22 protein-coding genes and 1 pseudogene are annotated in these 24,736 nt (G+C 70.5%); 15 read left to right on the top strand and 8 right to left on the bottom strand.

Annotation, left to right across the window (positions count from 1 at the left end; translation table 11 throughout):
- Positions 1-4 precede the first annotated feature (4 nt).
- The 6 genes from purN to HMPREF1529_RS01845 all read left to right on the top strand — a co-directional run bounded on the left by purN (position 5) and on the right by HMPREF1529_RS01845 (position 8,424).
- Positions 5-610 carry a phosphoribosylglycinamide formyltransferase gene (gene purN, locus HMPREF1529_RS01870; RefSeq protein WP_016463476.1) on the top strand — a complete coding sequence of 202 codons (606 nt, stop codon included), beginning with the start codon at positions 5-7 and terminating at the stop codon, positions 608-610.
- A 33-nt stretch (positions 611-643) separates the two neighbouring features.
- A complete protein-coding gene (gene purH / locus HMPREF1529_RS01865) occupies positions 644-2,254 on the top strand; it encodes a bifunctional phosphoribosylaminoimidazolecarboxamide formyltransferase/IMP cyclohydrolase (protein WP_016463475.1) in 1,611 nt (536 codons plus the stop codon).
- Between the two features lie 101 nt (positions 2,255-2,355).
- A complete protein-coding gene (locus HMPREF1529_RS01860; RefSeq protein WP_016463474.1) occupies positions 2,356-3,888 on the top strand; it encodes a DNA-3-methyladenine glycosylase 2 family protein in 1,533 nt (510 codons plus the stop codon).
- The gene (locus tag HMPREF1529_RS01855) at positions 3,885-4,379 is read left to right on the top strand and encodes a methylated-DNA--[protein]-cysteine S-methyltransferase (RefSeq protein WP_016463473.1); all 495 of its coding nucleotides are present in this window, start codon (positions 3,885-3,887) and stop codon (positions 4,377-4,379) included. Before HMPREF1529_RS01860 ends, HMPREF1529_RS01855 begins: the two co-directional genes overlap by 4 nt.
- Positions 4,380-4,744: 365 nt before the next feature.
- Entirely contained in the window at positions 4,745-6,610 is a 1,866-nt protein-coding gene (locus HMPREF1529_RS01850; protein ID WP_016463472.1) for an ABC transporter ATP-binding protein, read from the top strand.
- Positions 6,607-8,424: an ABC transporter ATP-binding protein gene (locus HMPREF1529_RS01845; protein WP_016463471.1), complete on the top strand. Its 1,818-nt coding sequence runs from the start codon at positions 6,607-6,609 to the stop codon at positions 8,422-8,424. The genes HMPREF1529_RS01850 and HMPREF1529_RS01845 overlap by 4 nt, the downstream gene beginning before the upstream one ends.
- A 146-nt stretch (positions 8,425-8,570) precedes the next feature.
- Here the strand turns inward: HMPREF1529_RS01845 and HMPREF1529_RS01840 are convergent, their stop codons facing one another.
- From HMPREF1529_RS01840 to HMPREF1529_RS01830, 3 genes are all read right to left on the bottom strand, one after another.
- Complete coding sequence (locus HMPREF1529_RS01840) at positions 8,571-9,431, bottom strand: endonuclease domain-containing protein (protein ID WP_232212030.1); 861 nt, start codon at positions 9,429-9,431, stop codon at positions 8,571-8,573.
- Positions 9,432-9,628: 197 nt separating this feature from the next.
- The gene (locus HMPREF1529_RS01835; RefSeq protein ID WP_016463469.1) at positions 9,629-9,988 is read right to left on the bottom strand and encodes a TIM-barrel domain-containing protein; all 360 of its coding nucleotides are present in this window, start codon (positions 9,986-9,988) and stop codon (positions 9,629-9,631) included.
- A gap of 108 nt (positions 9,989-10,096) precedes the next feature.
- Positions 10,097-10,549, bottom strand: coding sequence for a GNAT family N-acetyltransferase (locus HMPREF1529_RS01830; RefSeq protein ID WP_005047975.1), 453 nt, complete (start codon positions 10,547-10,549; stop codon positions 10,097-10,099).
- Positions 10,550-10,758: 209 nt separating this feature from the next.
- Here HMPREF1529_RS01830 and HMPREF1529_RS01820 point away from each other — a divergent pair, with 209 nt between their 5' ends.
- Positions 10,759-12,975 carry an NADP-dependent isocitrate dehydrogenase gene (locus tag HMPREF1529_RS01820; protein WP_016463468.1) on the top strand — a complete coding sequence of 739 codons (2,217 nt, stop codon included), beginning with the start codon at positions 10,759-10,761 and terminating at the stop codon, positions 12,973-12,975.
- 88 nt (positions 12,976-13,063) lie between these two features.
- On the opposite strand, the gene HMPREF1529_RS01815 is transcribed toward HMPREF1529_RS01820, so the two are convergent.
- Complete coding sequence (locus tag HMPREF1529_RS01815; RefSeq protein ID WP_016463467.1) at positions 13,064-14,575, bottom strand: L,D-transpeptidase family protein; 1,512 nt, start codon at positions 14,573-14,575, stop codon at positions 13,064-13,066.
- Positions 14,576-14,681: 106 nt separating this feature from the next.
- Entirely contained in the window at positions 14,682-15,131 is a 450-nt protein-coding gene (locus HMPREF1529_RS01810) for a hypothetical protein (protein WP_231860973.1), read from the bottom strand.
- 111 nt (positions 15,132-15,242) lie between these two features.
- Here HMPREF1529_RS01810 and HMPREF1529_RS01805 point away from each other — a divergent pair, with 111 nt between their 5' ends.
- The 7 genes from HMPREF1529_RS01805 (at position 15,243) to HMPREF1529_RS01775 (ending at position 22,200) form a co-directional block, all read left to right on the top strand.
- Positions 15,243-16,418: an ROK family transcriptional regulator gene (locus tag HMPREF1529_RS01805; protein ID WP_016463465.1), complete on the top strand. Its 1,176-nt coding sequence runs from the start codon at positions 15,243-15,245 to the stop codon at positions 16,416-16,418.
- 58 nt (positions 16,419-16,476) lie between these two features.
- Complete coding sequence (locus tag HMPREF1529_RS01800; RefSeq protein ID WP_016463464.1) at positions 16,477-17,754, top strand: extracellular solute-binding protein; 1,278 nt, start codon at positions 16,477-16,479, stop codon at positions 17,752-17,754.
- Between the two features lie 233 nt (positions 17,755-17,987).
- Positions 17,988-18,914: a carbohydrate ABC transporter permease gene (locus tag HMPREF1529_RS01795; RefSeq protein WP_005047989.1), complete on the top strand. Its 927-nt coding sequence runs from the start codon at positions 17,988-17,990 to the stop codon at positions 18,912-18,914.
- Positions 18,914-19,753, top strand: a complete 840-nt coding sequence (locus HMPREF1529_RS01790; protein ID WP_005047992.1) for a carbohydrate ABC transporter permease — start codon at positions 18,914-18,916, stop codon at positions 19,751-19,753. The genes HMPREF1529_RS01795 and HMPREF1529_RS01790 overlap by 1 nt, the downstream gene beginning before the upstream one ends.
- Positions 19,753-20,709, top strand: a complete 957-nt coding sequence (locus tag HMPREF1529_RS01785) for an ROK family protein (RefSeq protein WP_005047994.1) — start codon at positions 19,753-19,755, stop codon at positions 20,707-20,709. The genes HMPREF1529_RS01790 and HMPREF1529_RS01785 overlap by 1 nt, the downstream gene beginning before the upstream one ends.
- On the top strand, positions 20,702-21,481 hold the full coding sequence (locus HMPREF1529_RS01780) for a glucosamine-6-phosphate deaminase (RefSeq protein WP_016463463.1): 780 nt from the start codon (positions 20,702-20,704) through the stop codon (positions 21,479-21,481). The genes HMPREF1529_RS01785 and HMPREF1529_RS01780 overlap by 8 nt, the downstream gene beginning before the upstream one ends.
- 83 nt (positions 21,482-21,564) lie before the next feature.
- Complete coding sequence (locus HMPREF1529_RS01775) at positions 21,565-22,200, top strand: hypothetical protein (protein WP_016463462.1); 636 nt, start codon at positions 21,565-21,567, stop codon at positions 22,198-22,200.
- Between the two features lie 10 nt (positions 22,201-22,210).
- On the opposite strand, the gene HMPREF1529_RS01770 is transcribed toward HMPREF1529_RS01775, so the two are convergent.
- Genes HMPREF1529_RS01770 through HMPREF1529_RS15790 form a run of 3 tightly spaced genes read right to left on the bottom strand, consistent with a single transcriptional unit; the run spans position 22,211 to position 24,226 of the window.
- Positions 22,211-23,572 carry an FAD-binding oxidoreductase gene (locus tag HMPREF1529_RS01770; protein ID WP_016463461.1) on the bottom strand — a complete coding sequence of 454 codons (1,362 nt, stop codon included), beginning with the start codon at positions 23,570-23,572 and terminating at the stop codon, positions 22,211-22,213.
- Positions 23,573-23,585: 13 nt separating this feature from the next.
- Entirely contained in the window at positions 23,586-24,008 is a 423-nt protein-coding gene (locus tag HMPREF1529_RS01765) for a YrdB family protein (RefSeq protein ID WP_005048002.1), read from the bottom strand.
- 41 nt (positions 24,009-24,049) lie between these two features.
- Positions 24,050-24,226, bottom strand: coding sequence for a hypothetical protein (locus HMPREF1529_RS15790; protein WP_157533850.1), 177 nt, complete (start codon positions 24,224-24,226; stop codon positions 24,050-24,052).
- Positions 24,227-24,341: 115 nt separating this feature from the next.
- Between HMPREF1529_RS15790 and HMPREF1529_RS16020 the strand changes: the two are divergent.
- Positions 24,342-24,736, top strand: a pseudogene (locus HMPREF1529_RS16020) (hypothetical protein); the annotation flags it as partial.

Below are 24,736 nucleotides of genomic sequence, written 5' to 3'. Positions count from 1 at the left end.
CCGGGTGCTGACGGTCGCCGTACTCATCTCGGGCACCGGCTCCAATCTCCGAGCCCTCCTCGAGGCTGCCGCCGACCCCGCATTCCCGGCACGCATCGTCGTCGTCGGCGCCGATCGCGAGGCGGAAGGCTTCGCCCACGCCGAAGCCTTCGGCATCCCGACCTTCCTCGTGCCTTTCCGGGAGTTCGAGACGCGCGAGCAGTGGGGCGAGGAACTCGACCGCCAGCTGCGGGTGTGGACCCCCGATCTGGTGGTGCTGAGCGGTCTCATGCGGCTGCTTCCGGCGTCGGTCGTCGACGCGTGGGCACCCCGCATCATCAACACCCACCCCGCCTACCTGCCCGAGTTCCCGGGCGCCCACGGCGTCCGCGACGCCCTCGCGGCCGGCGTGACCCAGACCGGGGCGAGTGTCATCGTCGTCGACAACGGGGTGGACTCCGGGCCGATCCTGGCCCAGGAGCGCGTCGCCGTGCTGCCCGACGACACCGAGCAGAGCCTGCACGAGCGCATCAAACCGGTCGAACGGCGCCTGCTCATCGATGTCGTCCGCGCGGTCGCGTCCGGAGAGCTCCAGCTGTCCGCCGTCGCCTCCGACGCGGCTGCGTCCTGAAGAACCGATCCACCTCGAACACTGGAGCCCCGCATGGCCGGTCCTGCCGTCGATCCCACCCTCTACCGATCCCGTGACCTCGTGCCCGTCCGCCGGGCGCTCATCTCGGTGAGCGACAAGACCGACCTGCTGCCGCTCGCTCAGGCCCTGGATGCCGCGGGCGTCGAGATCGTGTCGACCGGCGGCTCGGCGGCGCTCCTGCGCGACGCGGGCCTCGCCGTCAAGGATGTGGCCGAGATCACCGGGTTCCCCGAGTCGGTGGGCGGGCGCGTGAAGACGCTGCACCCCAGCGTGCACGCGGGCCTTCTGGCCGACCTCCGGCTCGAAGACCACGAGACGCAGCTGGATGCCCTCGGCATCCTGCCCTTCGAACTCGTCGTGGTGAACCTCTACCCGTTCGTCGAGACCGTCGCCTCCGGTGCCGTCGGGGACGCGGTCGTGGAACAGATCGACATCGGCGGGCCGGCCATGGTGCGCGCCTCGGCGAAGAACTTCGCGAACGTCGCCATCGCGGTCTCGCCGGCGTCCTACCCCGCGATCATCGAGGCGCTCGGCGCCGGGGGCACCTCGCTCGCCCAGCGCCGCGAGCTCGCCGCGCGCGCCTTCGCGCACACCGCCGCGTACGACCGCGCGGTCGCCACCTGGTTCGCGGAGGAGACCCTCGAGGCCGAGGGCGACCTGCCCCAGCACCTCACGATCAAGGCCGAGCGGCTGAGCACGCTCCGCTACGGGGAGAACTCGCACCAGCGGGCCGCGATCTACACGCGCGCCGGCGCACACGGCATCGCTCAGGCCGAGCAGATCCAGGGCAAGGAGATGTCGTACAACAACTACGTCGACGCCGATGCGGCCCTGCGCGCGGCCTTCGACATGGTCAAGCCGGCCGTGGCGATCATCAAGCACGCCAACCCCTGCGGCATCGCGGTCGCGGCGCCCAACGCGCTCGATCCCATCGCATCGGCGCATCTGCGCGCGCACGAGTGCGACCCCGTCTCGGCGTTCGGCGGCGTGATCGCGGCGAACCGCACGGTCACCCTGAAGATGGCCGAGAACCTCCGCGACATCTTCACGGAGGTCATCGTCGCCCCCGACTTCGAGCCGGAGGCGCTGGAAGTCTTCGCCCTGAAGAAGAACCTGCGTGTGCTCCGCCTTCCCGCCGACTGGCGGCAGGAGCCGATGGACGTGCGGCTGCTCTCCGGCGGGCTCCTGCTGCAGGATGCCGACCGCTTCCCCGATGACATCGAGTCGGTCGCGAAGGACTGGGAGCTCGTCTCCGGCGAGCGCCCCGACAGCGCGGAGGAGATGGAGAACCTCATCTTCGCGTGGAAGGCCTGCCGCGCCGTCAAGTCCAACGCGATCGTGCTCGCTCAGGGGCTCGCGACCGTCGGCATCGGCATGGGACAGGTCAACCGCGTCGACTCGTGCCGCCTCGCCGTCGAGCGCGCCGGAGACCGCGCCGCGGGCTCGGTGGCCGCATCCGACGCGTTCTTCCCCTTCGCCGATGGTCCGCAGGTGCTGATCGACGCCGGCATCCGCACCATCGTGCAGCCCGGAGGCTCGGTGCGCGACCAGGAGGTCATCGACGCGGCACGCGCCGCGGGCGTGACGATGTTCTTCACCGGAGAGCGTCACTTCTTCCACTGATCCGGCTGACGCCGCGGCATCCACGGGGCAGGGCGGATGCCGCGCGCTGCCGTGTCCGATTTCCGCGAGCGGGTGGCGCGCAGCCGTGTCAGGCTGGACGCATGCCACACGTCGACGCCACCGCCGCGATGACGTTCGACGAGCGTTACCGCGCCATCGACGCCCGCGACGTGCGCTTCGACGGCCAGTTCGTCACGGCCGTCCGTTCGACCGGCATCTACTGCCGTCCCAGCTGCCCCGCGCGCACGCCCAAGCCCGCCAATGTCACGTTCTATCCCACGTCGGCGGCCGCGCACGAGGCGGGGTACCGAGCCTGCAAGCGGTGCCTGCCCGAGGCCGCGCCCGGCTCGCCCGCGTGGGACCTGCGCGGCGACATCGCCGGACGCGCGATGCGGCTCATCGCCGACGGCGTCGTCGAGCGCGAGGGTGTTCCGGGGCTCGCGCGCCGCCTCGGCTACTCGGCCCGCCACCTCACGCGCCTGCTCACCGCCGAGCTCGGCGCCGGGCCCCTCGCGCTCGCCCGCGCTCAGCGGGCCCACACCGCGCGGATGCTCCTCGTATCCACCGACCTGACGGCCGCCGACGTCGCCTTCTCCGCCGGATTCGCGAGCGTCCGTCAGTTCAACGACACGGTCCGCGAGGTGTTCGGCCTCTCGCCGAGCGACCTGCGTGCGCGCCGACCGGCGGCGGCGCGCACGGTGAGCACCCCTGCGGCGGGGACGATCGACCTCGTGCTGCCGTACCGCACGCCGTTCGACGCCGCCGGGCTGTTCGCCTGGATGCGCGCCCGCGCCGTCGCGGGGGTCGAGGAGGCCGGCGACGACGCGTTCGCCCGCGTTCTGCGGCTGCCCGGGGGTCCGGTGTGGTTCGCGATCCGGCTCGATGGCGCGGGGAAGCTGCGGCTGAACGCCCGGTTGACCCACCTCGGCGATCTTCCTGTGCTGGTGAGCCGCGTACGGCGGCTGTTCGACCTCGACGCCGACCCGACGGCGGTGGATGCCGCGTTGTCGGCGCATCCTGTCGTCGCGCCGCTGGTCGCGGCGACCGGCGGCATCCGCGTGCCCGGCGCCGCCGACCCGCACGAGATGCTCATCCGCGCGATGATCGGTCAGCAGATCACCGTCGCGGCCGCGCGCACGGCTCTGACCGCGCTGACGGCCGAACTGGGGGAGCGCGTGGCGCCGCACGACGGCCTCGACCGCCTCTTTCCCACGATGGCGGCCATCGCCGAGCACGGCGCCGAGGTGCTGCGCGGCCCCGCCGCGCGCATCCGCGCGGTCACCGGTGCCGCTGCGGCGCTCGCCTCGGGCGCGCTCGAGCTGGGTCCCGGCGATGACAGCCTCGCTCAGCGCGAGGCGCTGCTGGCACTGCCCGGCGTCGGGCCCTGGACCGCCGACTACGTGCGCATGCGCGTGCTCGGCGACCCCGACATCACCCTGCCCGGCGATGTCGCCGTCCGCGCCGGAGCGGCAGCGGCGGGCATCCCCGCCGACCCGCGCGGGTACGAGGCGTGGGCCGTCCGTGCCGCGCCCTGGCGCAGCTATCTCACCGCCCACCTCTGGCGCGCCGCGCCGACGACGGCGATCCGTGCCCCCCGCGCACGCACCGCACCCCGCGAACGGAGCCCTCGATGACCGCGACCATCCAGACGATCCCCACTGCCGACGGCCCCTTCACGCTGCTCACCGATGACCGCGGACGCGTGCTCGCGAGCGGCTGGAGCGCCGACCCCGCTGCCATCCTCGGCCGGATCGCCCTCGCTGCCGCGGACATCCGCGAGGGGGAGACGGATGCCGCGTCCGCCGTGGACGCGTACTACGCGGGAGACCTGACGGCGATCGACACGGTCGCCGTCGCCCAGACCGGCACCGCTCTGCAACTCGAAGGGTGGGCGGCGTTGCGCCGCATCGCTGCGGGTCATCCCCTCACGTACGCCGAGTTCGCCGCCGCGCTGGGACGGCCCGCGGCCGTGCGCGCCGCGGCATCCATCTGCGCCCGCAACGCCCCGGCCCTGTTCGTGCCCTGCCATCGGGTGCTCCGCACGGGCGGTGGCCTCGGCGGTTTCGCCTGGGGTCTCGACGTGAAGCGCGCGCTGCTCGCGCGGGAGTCGGTCGCGCGCGCCTGAGGCGCCGCTGTGAAAAAACCCTTGCCCCCGGTGAACGCGGCGGCATAGGCTGGAGGGCTGTCGCGCCCGTGCGGAAACCGCGTGGGCCGCAGTCCCCGTTCACCGACTCCCTGGAGGAAGCCATGTCCACGGCCATCGTCACCACGAAGCCCGCCTTCCTCCGTCCGTCGAACGCCGCCCCGGCCGCGTTCGAGGCCGCCGGAATCGGTCGGGGATAACGCGCCGCGCGTCCTCCTTCGGCGGCATCGTCCCGCCGCGCGTTACCTCCGACAGGGCTTTCCGTCCTGCCGCGCCTTCGTGCGCCCACCCGTCACCTTTCGCCGGCCGCGTGACCCCGGCATCCGTTCCACCCCTCCGCAAGGATCATGACCTCCTCTTCTTCGCCCTCCGAGCTCGCCCCTCCCGTCGAACGCCTGTCGACGGTGCGCGCGCTCGCACGCCTGTACCCCTTCGCCCGATCCGTCCTGCCCCGCCTCGTGGCGGGCGCCGTCAGTGCGCTCGTGGCGAGCCTGCTCGCCCTCTCGATCCCGCTCGTGCTCGAAGTGCTCGTGCAGGGCCCGATCGCCGCGGGAGCGAGCGCCACCGGCGATCGCAGCCAGCTCGTGTGGGGCGCCGCTCTCATCCTGGTGCTCGGCCTGCTCGAAGCCGTCATGGTGTGGCTGCGGCGCTGGTTCGTACTGGCACCGTCGACCAAGGTCGAGTACGACCTGCGCACGAGCTTCTACCAACGCCTTCAGCGCCTGCCGGTCGCGTTCCACGACCGCTGGCAGTCGGGACAGCTGCTCTCGCGCATGATGCAGGACATCAGCATGCTGCGGCGCTGGATGGCCTTCGGCATCGTCCTGCTCGTCGTCAACCTGCTGACGATCCTCGTGGGGATGGCGCTGCTGTTCCGTTGGCACTGGGCGCTCGGCGTCACCTTCCTGATCGTCTGCGCCCCGCTCTGGTACGCCGGCTACCGGTTCGAGAAGACCTACGGCACGCTCGCCCGCCAGAGCCAGGACCAGGCCGGAGACCTCGCGACCAGCGTGGAGGAGAGCGTCCACGGCATCCGCGTGCTGAAGGCGTTCGGGCGCGGAAAGCACGCCCTCCTCAAGTTCACCCGTCAGGCCGAGACCCTCCGCGAGACCGAGCTGAGCAAAGCGCGCGCCGTCGGCTGGATCTGGTTCTGGCTCGTGCTGCTGCCCGAGATCGCGTTCGCGCTGTGCCTCGGCGTCGGCATCGTGCTGCAGCAGCTCGGCCAGCTCGGCATCGCCGAGCTCGTCGCGTTCTTCGCGATGGCCACCGTGCTGCGCTGGCCGATGGAGTCGATCGGCTTCCTCTTCTCGTTCCTTCTCGACGCCCGCACCGCGAGCGACCGCATCTTCGAGGTGTTCGACGAGGAGAACACGATCACCGATCCCGCCGCGCCCGTCGTGCTGGGCGCATCGCGCGGCGCACTCGCGTTCGAGGGTGTGCACTTCCGCTATCAGGATGCCGCGGCGCGGGAGCGGGATCTGCTCGACGGCATCGATCTCACGCTCGTGCCGGGCGAGACCATGGCGCTCGTGGGGCTCACCGGATCGGGCAAGACGACCTTGACCACCCTGCCCGCTCGCCTGTACGACGTCACCGCAGGGCGCGTGACGATCGATGGCGTGGACGTCCGCGACCTCACCCTGAAAGAGCTGCGCACCCACGTCGGCATGGCCTTCGAGGACTCGACACTGTTCTCCCAGACCGTGCGCGAGAACGTGCTGCTGGGTCGTGAAGACCTGGCGCCGGGCAGCGCGCAGGCCGAGGCGGTGCTGCGTGAGGCGCTCGCCGTCGCGCAGGCCGGTTTCGTGGACGAGCTGCCCGACGGCGTCGACACGATCATCGGCGAAGAGGGGCTCTCGCTCTCGGGCGGCCAGCGCCAGCGCCTCGCGCTGGCCCGTGCGATCGCGGCCCGTCCGGCCGTGCTCGTGCTCGACGACCCGCTGTCGGCGCTCGACGTCGACACCGAGGCGCTCGTGGAGGACGCCCTGCGCGACGTGATGGCCGACACGACGACCCTCGTCATCGCGCACCGACCCTCGACGGTCACCCTCGCCGACCGGGTGGCGCTGCTCGAAGAGGGGCGTATCACCGCCGTCGGCACCCACACCGAGCTGCTGCGCAGCAGCGAGCACTACCGGCACGTCATCTCGAGCCTCGAGGATGCCGAAGCACAAGAGAACACCCGCCTGCGGGAGACGGAGGTGAACCTGTGAGTACGGCATCCGTCGCCGGAACCACCGGTGAAGACCGCTCGGACTACACGCGCGACGAATCGCGCTCCATCCGGCAGCGTTCGCTGCGGCTGCTCGGATCGCTCGTCGATCCGCTGCGGTGGCAGCTCGTGCTGGCCCTCGTCGTGCTGGTGATCTCCACCGCGCTGCGCGTGGCCGGTCCCGCTCTGATCGCCTACGGCCTCAACACGGCGCTTCCGCAAGCCATGCAGGATGCCGACTGGATGCCCACCATCGTCATCGTCGTCGTGTACCTCCTCGCCGGCGTCGGCGGTGCTGCGCTCATCGGCTGGTACGCGGTCGTGGCCGCGCGGCTGACGCAGGCTGTCATGCTTGACCTGCGCACCCGCATCTTCCTGCACACGCAGCGACTGAGCCTCGAGTTCCACGAGTCGTACACGTCGGGGCGCATCATCTCGCGTCAGACGAGCGACCTCGACTCCATCCGCGAGCTGCTCGACGGCGGCCTGAACGAGCTGGTTTCGGGCGTGCTCTACGGGGCCTTCACCCTGATCGCGCTGCTGCTGCTGGACTGGCAGTCGGGTGTCATCCTCGCAGTCGCCGGCATTCCGCTGTACCTGCTGATGCGCTGGTTCTACCGCAACTCGCAGCGCGCGTACCGCGAGTCGCGGGTGGTCAGCGCCAAGGTCATCGTCAAGTTCGTCGAGACGATGACCGGCATCCGCGCCGTGAAGGCCTTCCGCAAGGAGCCGCGCAACGACGAGGAGTTCGGCGAGCTGTCGGGTCAGTACCGCGACGTCAACGTGCGCTCGCTGCGCCTGTTCGGAACGTTCGAGCCGGGCATGATGGCGGTCTCCGCGTTCGCCGTGGCCGGTGTGCTGCTCTGGGGCGGTCTGCGGGTGGTCGACGGGGCGCTGCTGGTGGGAACGCTGCTGGCCGCCGTGCTGTATGTGCGGAACTTCTTCTCGCCGCTGCAGGAAGTGGCGATGTTCCTGAACTCGTACCAGTCGGCGACCGCCGCCCTCGAGAAGGTCTCGGGGGTGCTGGAGGAGCAGCCCACCGTTCCCGATCCTGCACGTCCGGTCGACCTGTGGAAGGCCGCGGGACACGTCGAGTTCCGAGACGTCGTGTTCGGCTACTCCGACGAACGCACGATCCTGCCGCACTTCTCGCTCGACATCCCCGCCGGTCAGACCATCGCCCTGGTGGGGACGACGGGCGCCGGCAAGTCGACGCTCGCCAAGCTCGTGTCGCGGTTCTATGACCCGTCGCGCGGCGCTGTGACGCTCGATGGTGTCGATCTGCGGGAACTGCATCCGAAAGACCTGCGCCGTGCCATCGTCATGGTCACGCAGGAGGCGTATCTGTTCAGCGGAACGGTCGCCGACAACATCGCGCTCGGAAAGCCTGACGCCACGTTCGAGGAGATCCGCGCCGCCGCCCGCGCGGTCGGCGCCGACGCCTTCATCGAGCGCCTGCCCGACGGGTACGACACCGACGTGAACAAGCGCGGCGGTCGCGTGTCGGCAGGACAGCGTCAGCTGATCTCCTTCGCGCGCGCCTTCCTCGCCGACCCCGCGGTGCTCATCCTCGATGAGGCGACCGCGTCGCTGGACATCCCCAGCGAGAGGCAGATCCAGGCCGCGCTGCAGACGCTGCTGGCCGACCGCACCGCGATCATCATCGCGCACCGGTTGTCGACGGTGTCGATCGCCGACCGCGTGCTGGTGATGGAGCACGGCCGCATCATCGAGGACGACACCCCCGCGGAGCTGATCGCCGGTACGGGCAAGTTCGCGCAGCTGCACAGTGCGTGGAAGCAGTCGCTCGTCTGACGACGCCCACGCGCCCATCTCCACAACCGCAGATTCGGAGATGAGCAACAGAATCGGATGCCGGGGCTCTCGGCATCCGATTCTGTTGCGTTGGTCCGATTCTGATGCGCGCCGGGTCGCCGCGGAGAGGGGGCGGTGCGGGCGCGTCAGCGGGACAGGTGCAGGCCCTGCGCGATCGCGCGGAGGATCGCCGTCTCGACGCGCGGCCACTGGTGCACGACCTCGGCGTACGTGAAGCGGAGCACCGTGTAGCCGTGGGCGGTCAGTTCGCGATCGTGGTGCAGGTCGCGGCCGCGGTCGGCGGCCGAGGAGTGGAAGGCATAGCCGTCGAGCTGGGTGACGAGCCGGTTCCCGATGAGGCCGTCGACGCGGTGTCCGAGCAGCAGCACCTGCTGGCGCACCGTCACACCGAACGCGCGGATCCGCGAGGCGAAGAGCGTTTCGATGCCCGAGTCGCTCAGACCCGTGACGTCGGCGGCCACCCGCCGCGCGTCGGGGGTGCGCCAGCGGTACCGCCGCAGCACCGGGAGCGGCAGCCGCTCGAGGCGGACGGCCGACTCCCACACCACCAGCGCGTCCTCGTACGGCAGGCACCCGGCGATGTGCGCGAGGGCATCGGGCACCGACTCCACGAGGGTGTACGGGTGCGACGGCACCATCGGCGCATCCCAGTGCATCACCGCCGCGTCGTCGCCCCGCGGCCGGTGTGCGTGAGCGCGGACGTGCAGGTGCGGCCGGAGCGTCGTGGCCGGCGGCATCCACCACCCTCGATGCTTCGCGGCGGAGACGCACGCCAGTCGGGCGCTGACCTCGGCGGCCTGCACCAGGGCTTGCGGGGCCGCGGACGTCGCCACCCAGTAACGGCGCACGCGGCGCACTTCCCCCGCCGCGATGGCTGCCCGCAACGCAGCGGGGCGGATGCCGGCATCGAGCACCACCTGTCGATGCACGATGCCGCCACCCGCCGCCACCAGCTCCCCGATCCCCACCGTCTCAGCTTCGCCCACCGCGCAACGCTGCGGACTCCTCTGCGGGCGATCGTGCACAACCTGCTTCATGTCTGCTCCTGGGGAGGAGCCTCCGTCAGAGGAGCGGATGCGGAGCAGGTGAACAGATGCGGATGCCGAGGCGCGCGGCATCCGCATCCGTTGCTCATCTCCGCATCTGGTGACGCGACAGTGGCCACCCCGAGCGACCGCGGCGGTCAGTCGGATGCCGCGTCGAGGTAGTCATAATCCGGACGGTCTTCGCGTGCGCCCCACGCCAGCACGGCGCCGGGGCGCACGTACAGCGGCAGGGTCTCGAATCCATGGTTCTCGCGGCGCCACCGCCCGCCGGTGACGTGCTCGCCGCTCAGCAGCGAGGTCCACTCACCGTCCGGCAGGTAGAACTCCACCTCCCCGCTCGTCGACATCACCGGCGCGACCAGCAGCGAGGGGCCGAGCGTGTACTGGCGATCCAGGTAGGCGACGGCCGGGTCATCCGGGAACTCCAGGGCCATCGGACGCAGCAGGGGGATGCCGGTGCGCGCGGCATCCACGCCGAGCTGATGCAGGTAGGGCATGAGCTGGTGATCACGATAGAGCGGTCGGCGTCGCCGACGCAAGAGTTTTGTGGAGATTGGCAACAAACAGGGCGGCGAGCGGCTTCTCGCCACGCCGCCGTGCTGCTCCTAGAAGCGGACCTCGGCGATGACCTCGCCGAACTCGGTCTCACCGACCGGCGTGAACCCGACCCTGCGGAAGAACGCGTCGGGGCCGCCCTGCCCCTCCTCGTAGATCACGTGGACGTGGTCCATGCCGCGGGTGCGGGCCTCTTCGAGGAGCTGCTCGACGGCGAAGCGGCCGACCCCGCGGCCCTGGTCGTCGGCGTCGACGTTGATGCGCCAGAGCACGGAGCGGAAGTGTTCGCTCGGCGCCTCGGGATCGAAGTTCGCGCTCACGAAGCCCACGACCTCGTCGCCGTCGAGCACCACGCGCTGCCAGGCGGTGCTGGGGTTTGCCACCGTGCCCGCGACGGCATAGCTGGTGGGGGCGAGATACTGCTCCTGCCCCGGCTTGAGCGACATCGTGTTGACGGCGACGATCGTCGCGGCGGACAGTTCCTCGAGGCGCAGCTCGGTCATGCCCTCAGGCTACCCCGGGGGTGAGGGTGGTCGGCACCCTCCGAATGGTGAGAAAACACGCAGTGCTGCTCGTGCCGAGGAGGATGCCGTGGCGCATGCCGAGAATTATCTTGACGTCAAGATAGTTTCTGTCGATGCGATAGCCTGGAGACGACCCCGCGACGCTCACCACGACGCCCACGACGACGCTCACGACGGAGAGATCACACGTGCCCGAGTCCACCATCATCTACACCCACACCGACGAGGCGCCGGCGCTGGCGACGGCGTCGTTCCTGCCGATCGTGAAGGCCTTCGCCGGGCAGGCGGGCGTCGAGATCGACACCCGCGACATCTCGCTGGCCGGTCGCATCCTCGCCGCCTTCCCGCAGCGCCTCGCGCCCGAGCAGCAGGTCGGCGACGCCCTCGCCGAGCTCGGCGGACTCGCCACCCTCCCCGAGGCCAACATCATCAAGCTGCCGAACATCTCGGCATCCATCCCGCAGCTGAAGGCCGCGATCGCGGAACTGCAGTCCCAGGGCTACGACATCCCCGGCTACCCGGACGACGCCTCCACGGTCGAGGAGAAGGACATCCGCGCCCGGTACGACCGCATCAAGGGCTCCGCGGTGAACCCTGTGCTGCGCGAGGGCAACAGCGACCGCCGTGCGCCGCTCGCGGTCAAGAACTACGCCAAGAAGCATCCGCACCGCAACAAGCCCTTCGCGGCAGGGTCCAAGACCCGCGTCGCCACGATGGGCCGCGACGATTTCAAGAGCAACGAGAAGAGCTGGATCGCCGCTCACGATGACGTCCTGAGCGTCCGCCACACCGCCGCCGACGGCACGGTCACGGTTCTCAAGGAGGGGCTGAAGGTGCTGCCGCGCGAGGTCGTGGACGCCACGTTCCTCTCGGCGAAGGCTCTCGACGCCTTCCTCGCCGACACGATCGCGCAGGCCAAGGCCGAGAACGTGCTGTACTCCGTGCACCTGAAGGCCACGATGATGAAGGTCAGCGACCCGATCATCTTCGGTCACGTCGTGCGCGCCTTCTTCGCCGACGTGTTCGACACGTACGGTGCCCAGCTGACCGCCGCGGGGCTCAACGGCAACAACGGGCTCGGATCGATCCTCGCCGGCCTCGGCGAGCTCGCCGACGGTGAGGCCATCTCCGCCCGCATCGCGCAGGACCTCGAGACCGGCCCGCGCCTCAGCTACGTCAACAGCGACAAGGGCATCACCAACCTGCATGTGCCCTCCGACGTCATCGTCGATGCGTCGATGCCCGCTCTCGTCCGCAACGGCGGCAAGCTGTGGGGCGTCGACGGCGCCGAAGACGACACCATCGCCGTCATCCCCGACTCGTCCTATGCCGGCGTCTACCAGGCCGTGATCGACGACGTCATCGCCAACGGCCCCCTCGACCCGGCGACGATCGGCACCGTGCCGAACGTGGGCCTCATGGCGCAGGCCGCCGAGGAGTACGGCAGCCACGACAAGACCTTCGAGATCCCCGCCGACGGCGTCGTCGAGGTGCTGGACTCCGCCGGCACGGTGCTCATCGAGCACCACGTCGAGAAGGGCGACATCTGGCGCGCGACCCAGGCCAAGCACATCGCGATCATGGACTGGGTGCGCCTGGCCGTCACCCGCGCTCGTGCCACCGGCGTGCCCGCCGTCTTCTGGCTCGACGTCAACCGCGCCCACGACGCCCAGCTCATCGGCAAGGTGCACCAGGCGCTCGCGACGCTCGACACCGGTGACATCACCATCGTGATCCTGCCTCCGGAGGAGGCGACGCGCTACACGCTTGCGCGCCTGCGCAAGGGCGAGGACACGATCTCGGTGACCGGAAACGTGCTCCGTGACTACCTCACCGACCTGTTCCCGATCCTCGAGGTCGGCACCTCGGCCAAGATGCTCTCGATCGTCCCGCTGCTCGCGGGCGGTGGTCTGTTCGAGACCGGCGCGGGCGGCTCCGCTCCCAAGCACGTGCAGCAGCTCCTGGAGGAGGACTACCTGCGGTGGGACTCGCTCGGGGAGTTCTTCGCGCTGGCGGCGTCGTTCGAGCACCTCGCCGAGTTCACCGGCAACGCCAAGGCGAAGATCCTCGCCGACACCCTGGATGCCGCGACCGGCACCTTCCTCGAGGAGGACCGCTCGCCGGGGCGTTCGCTCGGAACGATCGACAACCGCGGCAGCCACTTCTACCTCGGCCTGTACTGGGCCCAGGAGCTGGCGCGCCAGACGGCTGATGCGCAGCTCGCCGCGGCGTTCGCCCCCATCGCCGACACGCTCGCCGCGGCCGAGCAGCAGATCGTCGCTGAGCTGAACGGGGTGCAGGGCCACCCGGTCGACATCGGAGGCTACTACCACCCGGACGCGGCGAAGGTCTCCGCCGTGATGCGCCCCTCCGCGACGCTCAACGCGGTCATCGACGCGCTCTGATCGACAAGCGGATACGGAGAACGGCCCGGGTTGACACCCGGGCCGTTCTCGTTGCGGCGTGCGCAGCGACTGACGCGCGAAACGTGCGTCAGTCGTGGATCCAGACGTCCACGCCCGTGGGAGACCAGTCGTAGATCTGCTTGGCGCGGTAGTTGGGCATGCCGACGCAGCCGTGGCTCTGCGGCGTGCCGAAGTTGTTGTGCCAGTAAACCCCGTGGAACGCCTCGTCGCCGTTGAAGTACATGACCCATTCGACGTTGGGGACGTCGTAGTTCCAGTACGGGTTGTTCGGGTCGGTGCTGGTCATCGTCTGCGAGCGGATGTGGCTGTTGATGCGGAAATGGCCCGTGTATGTCGGGGACGCCGCGACGCCGCTGGAGATCGGCCACGAGTCGACGACGCCGCCGTTCTCCTTCAGATACAGCATCTGCTCGCTGAGGTTCACCTCGAGCAGGCGCTGCAGCGTGACGGTGGATGCCGGGCTCAAGGTCACCGGCAGGACGAAGGCTGCCTTGCCTGCAGTCAGCTGCGCGGCGAACTCCTTCGCCACCGCGCTCGTGTCGCCGAGCGTGCGGCCATCGGCGCCGGGGACGCTGGTCTCGAGCACCGTTCCGTCGGAGTTGGTGATGACGGTGCCGTTGGCGGGGGCGCGGTTGACGGCCGCGGGAAGTGCATCGACGGAGGCCTGGATCTTGGCGGCATCCGCGGTGATGGAGAACGTTCCCGAAGCGTCGGGCGTGATCTTCAGCCACGACGCGGCCGTGGCCGGATCGACCGGCACGGTGCGTTCCTCGCCGACGTAGAAGCCGATCGTCTGCAGCATGGCGTTGAGCTGATCGGCGGTGGACTGGGCCTTCTCGCTGCTGGCCGGTGCGGCGACCGGCATGGGGGAGGCCGAGACGGTCACGGTGCCGGTTCCCGCGACGAACGCGTCATGGACGGCGGCGGCGATCGCGTCGACGTCGAGACCCGTGCCCGGGACGGCCGGCGTGACGGCGTAGGACGTGCCGGTGAAAGACACCTGCGCCGGGACCGAAGCCGTGAAGGCGGACGGCAGTGCAGCGCGGAGGGCGGCGTCGGCTCGGTTGGCATCGAGCGTCACGGGCGCGTCGAGACTGTCGCCGAACCACTGCGTGACGTTCCACATCGGCCGCGCGTCGAAGGCCGATTCGGCGAGGCCGCGGGCATCGAGGGCCGCGCCGAGTTGCGCGGCGGTGACGGTCGGACCGCCGTCGCCGAGGACGATCGTGGTCGCGCCCAGGCGCTGGTTGATCGCGTCGGTAGCGGCGCCCGCGGTCATGAAGCCCACCGGCACTCCGGCGACGGCCGTTCCGGGGGCGATGAGCACGAGCGATGCGGTGGCGGCTCCCGCGGCCAGGAGCGCGGCCGGGACGCCGATCCACAACCACAGGCGGCGCTTCCGCTTGGGCGAGGGTTCTGTGGGTGCCCACTGCACGGGAGGGGCGTCTTCGGGCGGCAGCTGTGCACCGTCGATCGCGTCGATCGGGCCGTCCAGGACGGCGGTCGCGGCGGTCGCGGGGCTCGCTGAGGAGGCGTCGGGCGAACCCTCTGCCTCTCGTCCCGTTGCAGGATCGGTCACCGAAACACCCCCGTGTTCTGCGCGGCCGCGCCCTCTTATGGTACGCGATGGACGCCGATCGCCGGCAGAGGTGTCCATCGGCGGCTGCCGACGGGCGTGCCGAGGGTCAGGGGGTCGGGCACGCGGCGGCGAACGCGCTCAGTGCCGACTGGATCTGCGCGGCAGCGCTCTGCAGCGACGCCAGGCGGGAGAGGTCGCCGCCCGCGATGGCGGACAGGTCGGCGGATGCCGTCGTGAAGCCCGATCGCAGCGGCGGCAGCAGATCGGCGACGCTGCGGTTGCCCACCGCTTGCGCGGCGTCGTCGAGGCGGGCGGCGACCTCGTCGAACGCCGTCACCGCCGACGACGGGTCGCCGGGGTCGAGGCGTTGCACCTGGGCGGCGGCGTCCTGGACGCTCGCGCGGACCGTCTCGCACGCCTGGCTCGTCGTCTGGGTGTCGCCGCCCGACGGTGCGGGGCCCGTCCCGCCGTCGGCGGCGCACCCGACGAGGCCGGCGAGCGCTACGGCGGTCAGGAGGATCGCGGCGAGGCGGGGGGTCCATGTCGTGACGGTCAACAAGTTCTCTCCTCTGAGCGGGCGTCGTGCAATGTAACAGTTTTGTAAATCGTCCTTCCGAATCCGCGTCGACGCTTGCGGATGCGGCTTTCGTAAGGTCTACTAACAAACATGTCCGGATCTGATCTCCCGCGCGGCGCCGTCGAGGCGACATCGCCGGCCCGCTCCATCGTGGCGGGTCGCGCACTGCGCCACGCAGCGAAGGTGCTGCCGGAGCATGCGCGGGCGCACAATCGCGCGCTCGTGCTGCAGACCCTCTTCCACCAGGGTGCCATGAGTCGCGCGGACCTTTCCCGTGAGACGGGTCTGACCCGGGTGACGATCTCCGATCTGGTCGCCGAGCTCATCGACGACGGCTACGTGGCCGAACGCGGGATGCGCGAGGTGACGGGGCCGGGAAAGCCCGCGATCCTCGTCGACCTCGACCGGGACGGCCATCGCATCGTCGGGCTCGACCTCTCGGGCTCCGATCGTTTCCTCGGCGCGATCCTCACGCTCGACGGAGAGATCGTCGCGCGCCGGGACGTTGCGGTGCCGACCGACCCCGCCGACATCCTCGGCGCCGTCAGGGAGCTCGCGCGTCGCCTCGTGGCCGACGCGCATGCCCCGGTGCTCGGCGTCGGCGTCGGCAGTCCCGGCATCGTGGACGATCGCGGCGTCGTTCTCACGGCGCCGAACTTCGGCTGGCAGGGCGTCGACCTGGAAGCGGCCCTGCGCGCCGACCTGGGCCTGCCCGTGCTCGTCGCCAACGACGCCAACGCCGCGGTGCTCGCCGAGTACACCTTCGGCGGGGCAGCCGATGACGTGCTGCTGGTGCGCGTGGGTCGAGGCGTCGGATCAGGTCTGCTCGCCGGCGGCCAGCCCATGGCCGGCAGTCGTTTCGCCGCCGGAGAGATCGGTCACGTCACCGTCGGCACGGACGGCGGCCCGCGCTGCGTGTGCGGCAAGGTCGGCTGCCTCGAGGCCTGGCTGTCGGTTCCGGCCCTGCACGCACGCGTGGCCGAGCCCGGCGCGGACCGCGATGCCGTGCTGCGCGATGCCGGCGAGCGCCTCGGCATCGCCCTCGCCCCGATCGTGGGCGTGCTCGATCTGTCGGAGATCATCCTCTCCGGCAGGCCCGATCTTCTCGACGGAACCCTCGCGACCGCGACCGTCGAGACTCTGCGCACGCGGACGCTCGCCTCGTTCCACGACGGCGTCCAGGTGCGGATGACGGCGCAGGGGGAGGACATCGTGCTCCGCGGCGCGGCCGTCATGGTCCTGTCCGGACAACTCGGGGTGTCCTGACCCCATCACTGCGGGGCACAGCGCCCCGACACCACCAAGAGAGACAAAGGAAGACACCATGAACAAGAAGCTCGGCGCCTTCGCGCTCCTCGGCGTTTCGGCTGTCGTTCTCGCCGGCTGCGCGGCCGGAGACTCGGGCGGCAACGACGCCTCCGGCACTCCGGCGCCGGCCCAGCTGCGCGTGTGGTTGAACGGCACCGACACGCCGCAGGATGCCCGCGACTATCTCGTGAAGACCTTCGAAGCCCAGAATCCGGGCTCGACGCTCGTCATCGAGGAGCAGCAGTGGACGGGCCTGGTCGACAAGCTCACCACGAGCCTGTCTTCCAACGACACGCCCGACATCGTCGAGATGGGCAACACCCAGTCGCCCGCGTTCACCTCCAGCGGAGCACTGCTGGACATCTCCGACATCAAGGGCACCATCGGCGGCGACGACCTGCTGCCCGGCTTCGTGGAGGCGGGTTCGTGGGACGGCAAGCTGTATGCCGCGCCGTACTACTCCGGTGCGCGCATCGTGTTTTACAACACGGCCCAGTACGCCACCGCCGGCGTCCAGGTGCCGACGACTCTCGATCAGTACGTCGCCAACGGTGAGAAGCTCGCGCAGGCGCTGCCCGGCGTCTCGGGCGTCTACTTCCCGGGCAAGGACTGGTACAACGCGCTGCCCTTCATCTGGGAGAACGGCGGCGAGATCGCGGTGCAGAAGGACGGCAAGTGGGAGGCGCAGATGTCCAGCGACGCCGCGGTCAAGGGCATCGAGCAGGTGCAGCAGCTGATGACCACGGCCTCGCTCGCTCCGAAGGACGGCGATGAGACCGAGGCCTGGGTTCCGTTCCGCACCGAGAAGGCAGCCACCCTTTCGGCGCCCAGCTGGGCGTACTGGTCGATCGTCGCCGATGAGAACAAGGCCGACACCGCCCTGACCAAGACGGTGGGCTACTACGCGCTGCCGGGCAAGAACGGAGGCGCCGCGCAGGTCTTCGCGGGCGGGTCGAACATCGGCATCGCCGCGAAGTCCGCACACCCCGAGCTGGCCAAGAGCGCGCTGGAGATCATGCTCAGCGACGACTACCAGACGCTGCTGGCCAAGGCCGGTCTCGTGCCGGCCAAGAAGTCGCTCGGCAGCCAGGTCGCCGCGGCGACTCCGGAACTCGCGAAGATCATCTCGGATGCCGCGGCCAACGCGAAGCTGACGCCGGCCTCGCCGAAGTGGGCGGACGTGGAGGCGAAGGGCCTGCTGCAGGACTTCTTCGTCCAGGTCGCGGCCGGCGGTGACGTCAAGACGCTCGCCACGGCTCTCGACGAGCGGATCGACTCCATCCTCAACGGCTGAGCCCGCTCGACTCGTCTGCGTTTCGACTCGTCTGCGTTTCGACTCGTCTGCGTGTCGACTCGTCTGCGTGTCGACTCGTCTGCGTGTCGACTCGTCGCTGCGCTCCTCGCTCAACGACCGGGAGGGCTATCTCGCCCACCGGTCGTTGAGCGAGCGCGGCGAGTCGAGACGCCCCGACACACACGAAACCCCGACACACACGAAACCCCGACACACACGAAAGGACGGCCGGCATGACCGCCACTCACGCGCCCGCAGCATCGCCGCGTCGGCGGCGGCGGGACCGCACGCCGCTGGTCCTGCTGCTTCCCGCCCTGACGATGCTGCTGATCTTCATCGGCTGGCCTCTGGTGCAGCTGATCGTCATGTCGTTCCAGAAGTACGGGCGCGAGCAGATCTTCGGCAAGCCGCCCACCTTCGTCTGGTTCGACAACTACGTGCGTGTCCTGACCGACGCCGAGTTCTGGGTCGTGCTGGCCCGCAGCTTCGGTCTGATGGTGGTCTGTGCCGCCGCCACCATGGTGCTCGGGGTCGCGATCGCGCTGATGATGACCGCGCTCGGCCGCGTGATGCGCACCGTCGTCTCGGTGGGGCTGCTGCTGGCCTGGGCGATGCCCGCGCTCACCGGCACCATCGTGTGGGGCTGGATCTTCGACACGTCCTACGGCCTCGTCAACTACGCGCTGACGCGGATCACCGGGCAGAACTGGATCGGACACAGCTGGCTGTCCGACCCCCTGAGTTTCTTCGGTGTCGCGGCGATCATCATCACGTGGGGCGCGATCCCGTTCGTCGCGTTCTCCACCTACGCCGGACTCTCGCAGGTGCCCGACGAGGTGCTGGAAGCGGCATCCCTCGACGGATCGGGCGCGTGGCAGCGGTTCCGCTTCATCGTCGTGCCCTACATCCGCTCGATCCTCGTCGTGCTGCTCATCCTGCAGGTGATCTGGGACCTGCGCGTGTTCGCACAGATCTATGCGCTGCAGACGGTGGGCGGCATCCGCGCCGACACCAACACCATCGGCGTCTACATCTACAGCGTCTCGATGGCCACCGGCGATCTCGGTTCGGGAGGGGCGATCTCGGTGATCCTCGTCATCGTGCTGCTCGCCATCTCCGCCTCCTACATCCGCACCATGCTGACCTCGGAGGACGACTGATGAGCGCCCGCACGACACGCGCCACCGGGCGCGTGCTCCTCAACCTCGCCGCCGTCGTCGTGTTCGTCTGCTCGGTCTTCCCGGTGTACTGGATGGTCAACACCGCCTTCCTGCCCGGCTCGGCCGTCAAGAGCGAAACGCCGCACTTCTGGCCCGACCAGTTCACCCTGCAGAGCTTCCGCGCGGCGTGGGACGGCGGGTTCGTCCCGGCGCTGTGGGTCTCGCTCGCCGTCACCGTGCTCACCGTCGCCGCGGCTCTGGTCTTCGCCTTCCTCGCCGCGATCGCGGTCTCGCGCTACCGCTTCCGTTCCCGCAAGAGTTTCATCGTCGCGATCCTCGTGATCCAGATGATCCCCGCCGAGGCGATGATCATCTCGACCTTCCGGGTGCTCGACGGGTGGCACCTGCTGAACACCGTGATCGGTCTGTCGGCGGTCTACATCGCCGTGGTGCTGCCTTTCACGATCTGGACCCTGCGCGGGTTCGTGAACGGCATCCCCGCCGACCTCGAGGAGGCGGCGATGATCGACGGGTGCAGCCGGGGACAGGCCTTCTGGCGCGTGACCTTCCCGCTGCTCGCGCCGGGACTGGTCGCCACCGGGATCTTCGCGTTCATCCAGGCGTGGAACGAGTTCATCTTCGCCCTCGTGATCATGACCCGCCCCGAGGCGCAGACACTCCCCATCTGGCTGCGCAGCTTCGTCCAGGCGACGAAGGCGACCGACTGGGCCGTCGTCATGGCCGGCTCGACCCTCATGGCCATTCCGGTGATCATCTTCTTCCTCATCGTGCAGGGCAAGATGACCAGCGGTCTCGTGTCGGGAGCGGTGAAGGGCTGATGCGACTCGGATTCGACGTCGGGGGCACAAAGACCGACGCCGTGGTCGTCGCACCATCCGACCCGCGCGGCGGCGACGCGGCGGATCAGCGGATCCTCGCTCGTGTGCGCCGGGCGACCGGGTGGGGCGCGGATGCCGTGATCACGACGATCCTCGACGCGGTGGACGAGCTGGCTGCCGCCGTCGACATGCCCCCTGCGGCCTTCACCTCGCTCGGCGTCGGGATGCCGGGTCAGGTCGCGTCGGGAGGCGCGGTGGTCACCCATGCGGTCAACCTCGGAATCGACGAGCTCGATCTGGCGCTCGCGCTGGGGCCGCGCCTGGGCATCCCGGTGCGCGCCGAGAACGACGTCAAGGCCGCTGCCGTCGGCGCCTCGGTGCTGCGCGGTGCGGACACGTTGCCGTCGATGGCGTACCTCAATCTCGGCACCGGTATCGCTGCCGGGTTCGTGCACGGCGGTCGACTCTGGCGGGGCGTCCACGGAGCCGCGGGGGAGGTCGGACACATCTCCGTCGATCCGACGGGACCCCTCTGCCGCTGCGGGCAGCGCGGCTGCATCGAGGCCTTCAGCGGGGGAGCCGCCGTCGCAGAGCGATGGGGCCGGCCCGCGGCGCTGCCCGTGCGCGACGTGTTCGACGCCGCCGACGCCGGCGACCCGCTCGCCGTGCAGCTGCGCCGAGGGCTCGCATACGGCGTCGCGTCGGCGATCCGCGTGATCGTGCTGTCCACCGATGTCGACGCCGTCGTGCTGGGGGGAGGCGTCACGGCGCTCGGCGACCGTATGCTGAGGCCCGTGCTCGCCGAACTGGACACCAGCGCCGCGGCATCCCCGTTCCTGCGGTCGCTGCGGCTCAGCGAGCGCGTCGATCTGCTGTCGCCGGGATCGCCCGCGGCCGCACTGGGCGCCGCCATCCTCGGCGCCGAATCCGAGCAGGAGGCTGTTTTCCATGGCTGAAGTCGTCATCGTTCCCTCGCCCGCGGATGCGGGGGCCCTCGTCGCCGACGAGATCGTCCGCCTCATCTCGACCCGCCCGGACGTGGTGCTGGGGCTGGCGACCGGGTCGACCCCGCTCCCCGTCTACGAGGCGCTGCGGCCTCGGCTCGCCGGCATCGACGTGTCGCGAGTGCGCGGGTTCGCGCTGGACGAGTACGTGGGCATCGATCCGCGGCATCCGCAGAGCTACCGCTCCGTCATCACGACGGAGGTGGTCGAACCGCTCGGTCTCGATCCCGAGCGCATCCACACACCCAACGGCGATCTGGCGAGCATCGCGCACGCCGGAGAGGACTACGAGCGGGCCATCGCCGACGCGGGCGGCATCGACCTGCAGATCCTCGGGATCGGCACCTCCGGTCACATCGGCTTCAACGAGCCCGGCTCCTCGTTCGCATCGCGGACGCGCGTGAAGACGCTCATCGAGCAGACGCGACGCGACAACGCCCGCTTCTTCGACACGATCGACGAGGTGCCGATGCACTGCATCACGCAGGGGCTCGGCACGATCCTGTCGGCGCGTCACCTGTTCCTCCTCGCCTTCGGCGAGGGCAAGGCTGCGGCCGTCGCGGGAGCCGTCGAGGGCCCCGTGACCTCGTCGCTGCCGGGTTCGGCGATCCAGCTGCACCCGCACGTGACCGTCGTGGTGGACGAGGCCGCGGCATCCCACCTGGAGCACGCCGACTACTACCGGTACGCCTACGCGAACAAGCCGGCTTGGCAGGGTCTCTGACGGCGCTCATCCGTCCCCTCTCGCCGGTTCGCGTCGGCGAAAGCGGCATGACGGGACGGATGAGCCGCGGTAGGGTCGGGGCCATGACGGATGCCGAGGTCCGAAAGCCCGTGCCCGCATGGATCTGGGGCGGCGCGCTGCTCGCCGCCAGTGCGGTGGTGCCGACGGCGGTGCGGGCGGTGGCGCCGGGAGGCTTCGGCTCGGGCGTCGCGATCGTGACGGCGGTGCTGTTCGCGGCATCCCTCCTCGTCTTCGCCTTCGGGCTGCGCGGGCAGGGATCGATCGTCGCACGGCGTCCTTCGGGAATGGCGGCGCTGCTCGTGCTCGCGGTCCTCCCGCCGATCGTCGAGCTGGCGCTGTCGGCCCTGGCGACCGAGCAGGACATCTCGCTCCTTCAGATCGTGTCGTTCGCGCAGCTGGCCGTCACCGCCGCCGCGGCGCTGGTCGCTGTCGTCGCGATCGGGCGCGCCGCCGTCGTGCCGCGACCGTGGCAGTGGGCGCCCGCTTGGGGGCTCGCGGTGATCGTCGCCACCTCGGCGCTGCCCCAGATCGTGCTCGTCGGGGCGTCGGGTCAGGACCCGCAGGGGCTCCTGTGGCTGTTCGCGCTCGGATCCCTCGTGATCCTCACCGTGCCGCTGGCGCTGGGAATCCTCGCCATGGTGCTCGGCGCGCGCGGACAGGCCGCTCCGAGCCCGCAGATCTACCCGCCGGCCGTCTGAGCGCTCCAACTCAGTCGGTGAAGACCTTGCCCGGATTGAGGATGCCGAGGGGGTCGAAGACCCGGGTAATCTCGCGCTGCAGCTGCCACTGATCCTCGCCGAGCTCGTCGACAAGCCAGCGGCGCTTGAGTACGCCCACCCCGTGCTCGCCGGTGAGGGTGCCGCCGAGGCGCAGCGCCGAGCGGAACAGCTCGTCGGCGGCGCGCCACACGATCTCGGGCACCTCATCGCCGTCGAAGACGAAGTTGGGGTGCAGGTTGCCGTCGCCCGCGTGGCAGACGGTCGGGATCACGAGGTCGTAGGCGCGCTCGATGCGCGCGATCTCGTCGAACATCGTGGGCAGGGCGCTGCGGGGAACCGACACGTCCTCGATCAGGGTCGTGCCCATCGCTTCCATGGCCGGATGCATCGAGCGGCGGATGGTCCACAGCAGCTCGGCCTCGGCGTCGTCGCGCGCCGCGCGCACGGCGCCTCCGGCCGCCTCGAGGACCGCGCCGATCGCCTCGGCGTCGACGGATGCCGACGGGCCGTCGGTCTGCACGGTCAGCTGCGCGGCGCCGGGCGGGGGAGCGGGCAGGTCGAGAAGGCGGTGCACGGCCGCGAGGCACGCGGCATCCATCAGCTCCATGATCGCGGGCTGGGCGCCCGACGCGGTCACGGCGGCCGCTGCGGCGGCGCCGGCGCGAACGTCGGGGAAGAGGGCCGTGAGGGTGCGTGCCCGTCCAGGGACGAGGCGCCGCAGCTTCAGCGTTGCGCCGACGACGACGCCGAGCGTGCCCTCCGAACCGATGACGAGAGACGTCAGATCGAGGCCGGTCACGCCTTTGACGCTGCGGTGTCCGGGGCGCAGCAGCCGGCCGTCGGCGAGCACGAGGTCGACCCCGAGGACGGCGTCGCGGACGACACCGTACTTCGCACACAGCAGGCCGCCGGCGCCCGTCGCGATGTTGCCGCCGACCGTCGAGATGGCGCGACTGGCAGGGTCGGGCGCCCACCACAGCCCGTGCGCGACGAGGGCGTCGTTGAGGTCGGCGTTGAGGATGCCAGGCTCGACAACCGCCAGCAGGTCATCGGCCCGCACCTCCAGGATGCGGTCCATTCCGCGCATCGACAGCACGATCTCGCCGGCACCGGCGTTCGCGCCGCCCGCCAGCCCCGTGCCCGCGCCGCGGATCACGACGGGCGTGCCCGTCGCGGACGCGATGCGCATGGTCGCCTGGACGTCGGCGACGGATGCCGCGTGCACGATCGCGACCGGCGACCCGGCGGCTGCGTGCCCGGACTTGTCCGCGCGTGCGGCGTCGAGGGCGGCGGGGTCGGTGTCGACGCGATCGGCGAGCTCGGCGGTGAGCAGGTCGAGGACGGTGCTCATGATCTGGAGCGCCTCAGGCGGCGAGTCGGCGTCGGCCAGAGACCAGTCCGACGGCCACGGCGACGACCGCGTACGCCAGGCCGATCCAGGCATTTCCGCTGGTCCACCAGACGATCGTCGCGGAAGCGTAGACGAGGAGCTCGACGAGGGCCCGCACGAACGGGTGCACGGCGAAGACGGCGCGGGGCGAGACGAACAGCGCCCACAGCAGGATCGCGATCAACGGAGCGCCGATTCCGGCGACGATGTTCCAGGGGAACGGCCAGGCCGTGAAGCCCCAGACCGCGAGGGTGGCGAAGGCGAACAGTTCGCAGAGAAACGCGAGCAGATCCACCGCATCCAGCGCGGGGCGCACGCCCGCCGGACGCGCGGCGGCGCCGTCGGCCGATCGCGGGGCCTCGGGAGCGGCGGGACGGACGTGGGGCAGGTCGGACATTCGGCCAGTTTACGCGGCGGGGCTGTGGCTCACGTTGGCCGTCAGCCGACGAGGAGCCAGATGTCGGTAACGGTGGCCGGGCCCACGGCGGCGCCTGCCATGTACGCAATCGAGATCTTCGTGAACCAGAAGTCGAGGACGGTGCCCTCGATCGTGACCTCTGCCGTGCCTTCGGCGGACAGGGTGACCCGCGCTCGCTCAACGTCGCCGAACTTCACCGTCACCGTGCTGCCGGGTGCGCCGTTGATCGTCGTCGTTAGCGCGCCGAACAGGTCGTCGTCTGTCGAGATACTCGCCGGACCGAAGGCGGGTGAGCCCTCGGGAAGGACCGGTGTGGGTTCCGGAGTCGGTGTCGGTTCCGGGGTTGGTGTCGGCGTCGGCGTGGGTGTCGGTGTCGGGGTGGGCGTCGGCGTCGGAGTCGGAGTCGGTGACGGGGTGGGTGTCGGGGTCGGGGTGGGAACGAGCGTCGGCTGCGGCGCCGTCGTCGGAGGCGTAACAGGCCGGCGGGTCGGCGCGGGTTGCGGTTTCGAATCGGGCTTCGCCGTCGCCGACGGCACCGGCAGCGAGCTGCGGGGCGCAGAGGGGATCGTACTGGGCGTGGGCGTGGGCGTGGGCGTGGGCGTGGGCGTGGGCGTGCTCGCCGGCAGCGCGGCGACGGCGTCGCCGCCCCCGCCCGCGGAGCCTGCTACGTCGCCACTCGACCCGTCGCTCGGTGCGGACGCGCTGCT

It is taken from the genome of Microbacterium sp. oral taxon 186 str. F0373, assembly GCF_000411455.1.
Classification (GTDB): domain Bacteria; phylum Actinomycetota; class Actinomycetes; order Actinomycetales; family Microbacteriaceae; genus Microbacterium.
The sequence above is the reverse complement of the archived record's forward strand: the minus strand, read 5'-3'. Positions and strand labels throughout refer to the sequence as shown.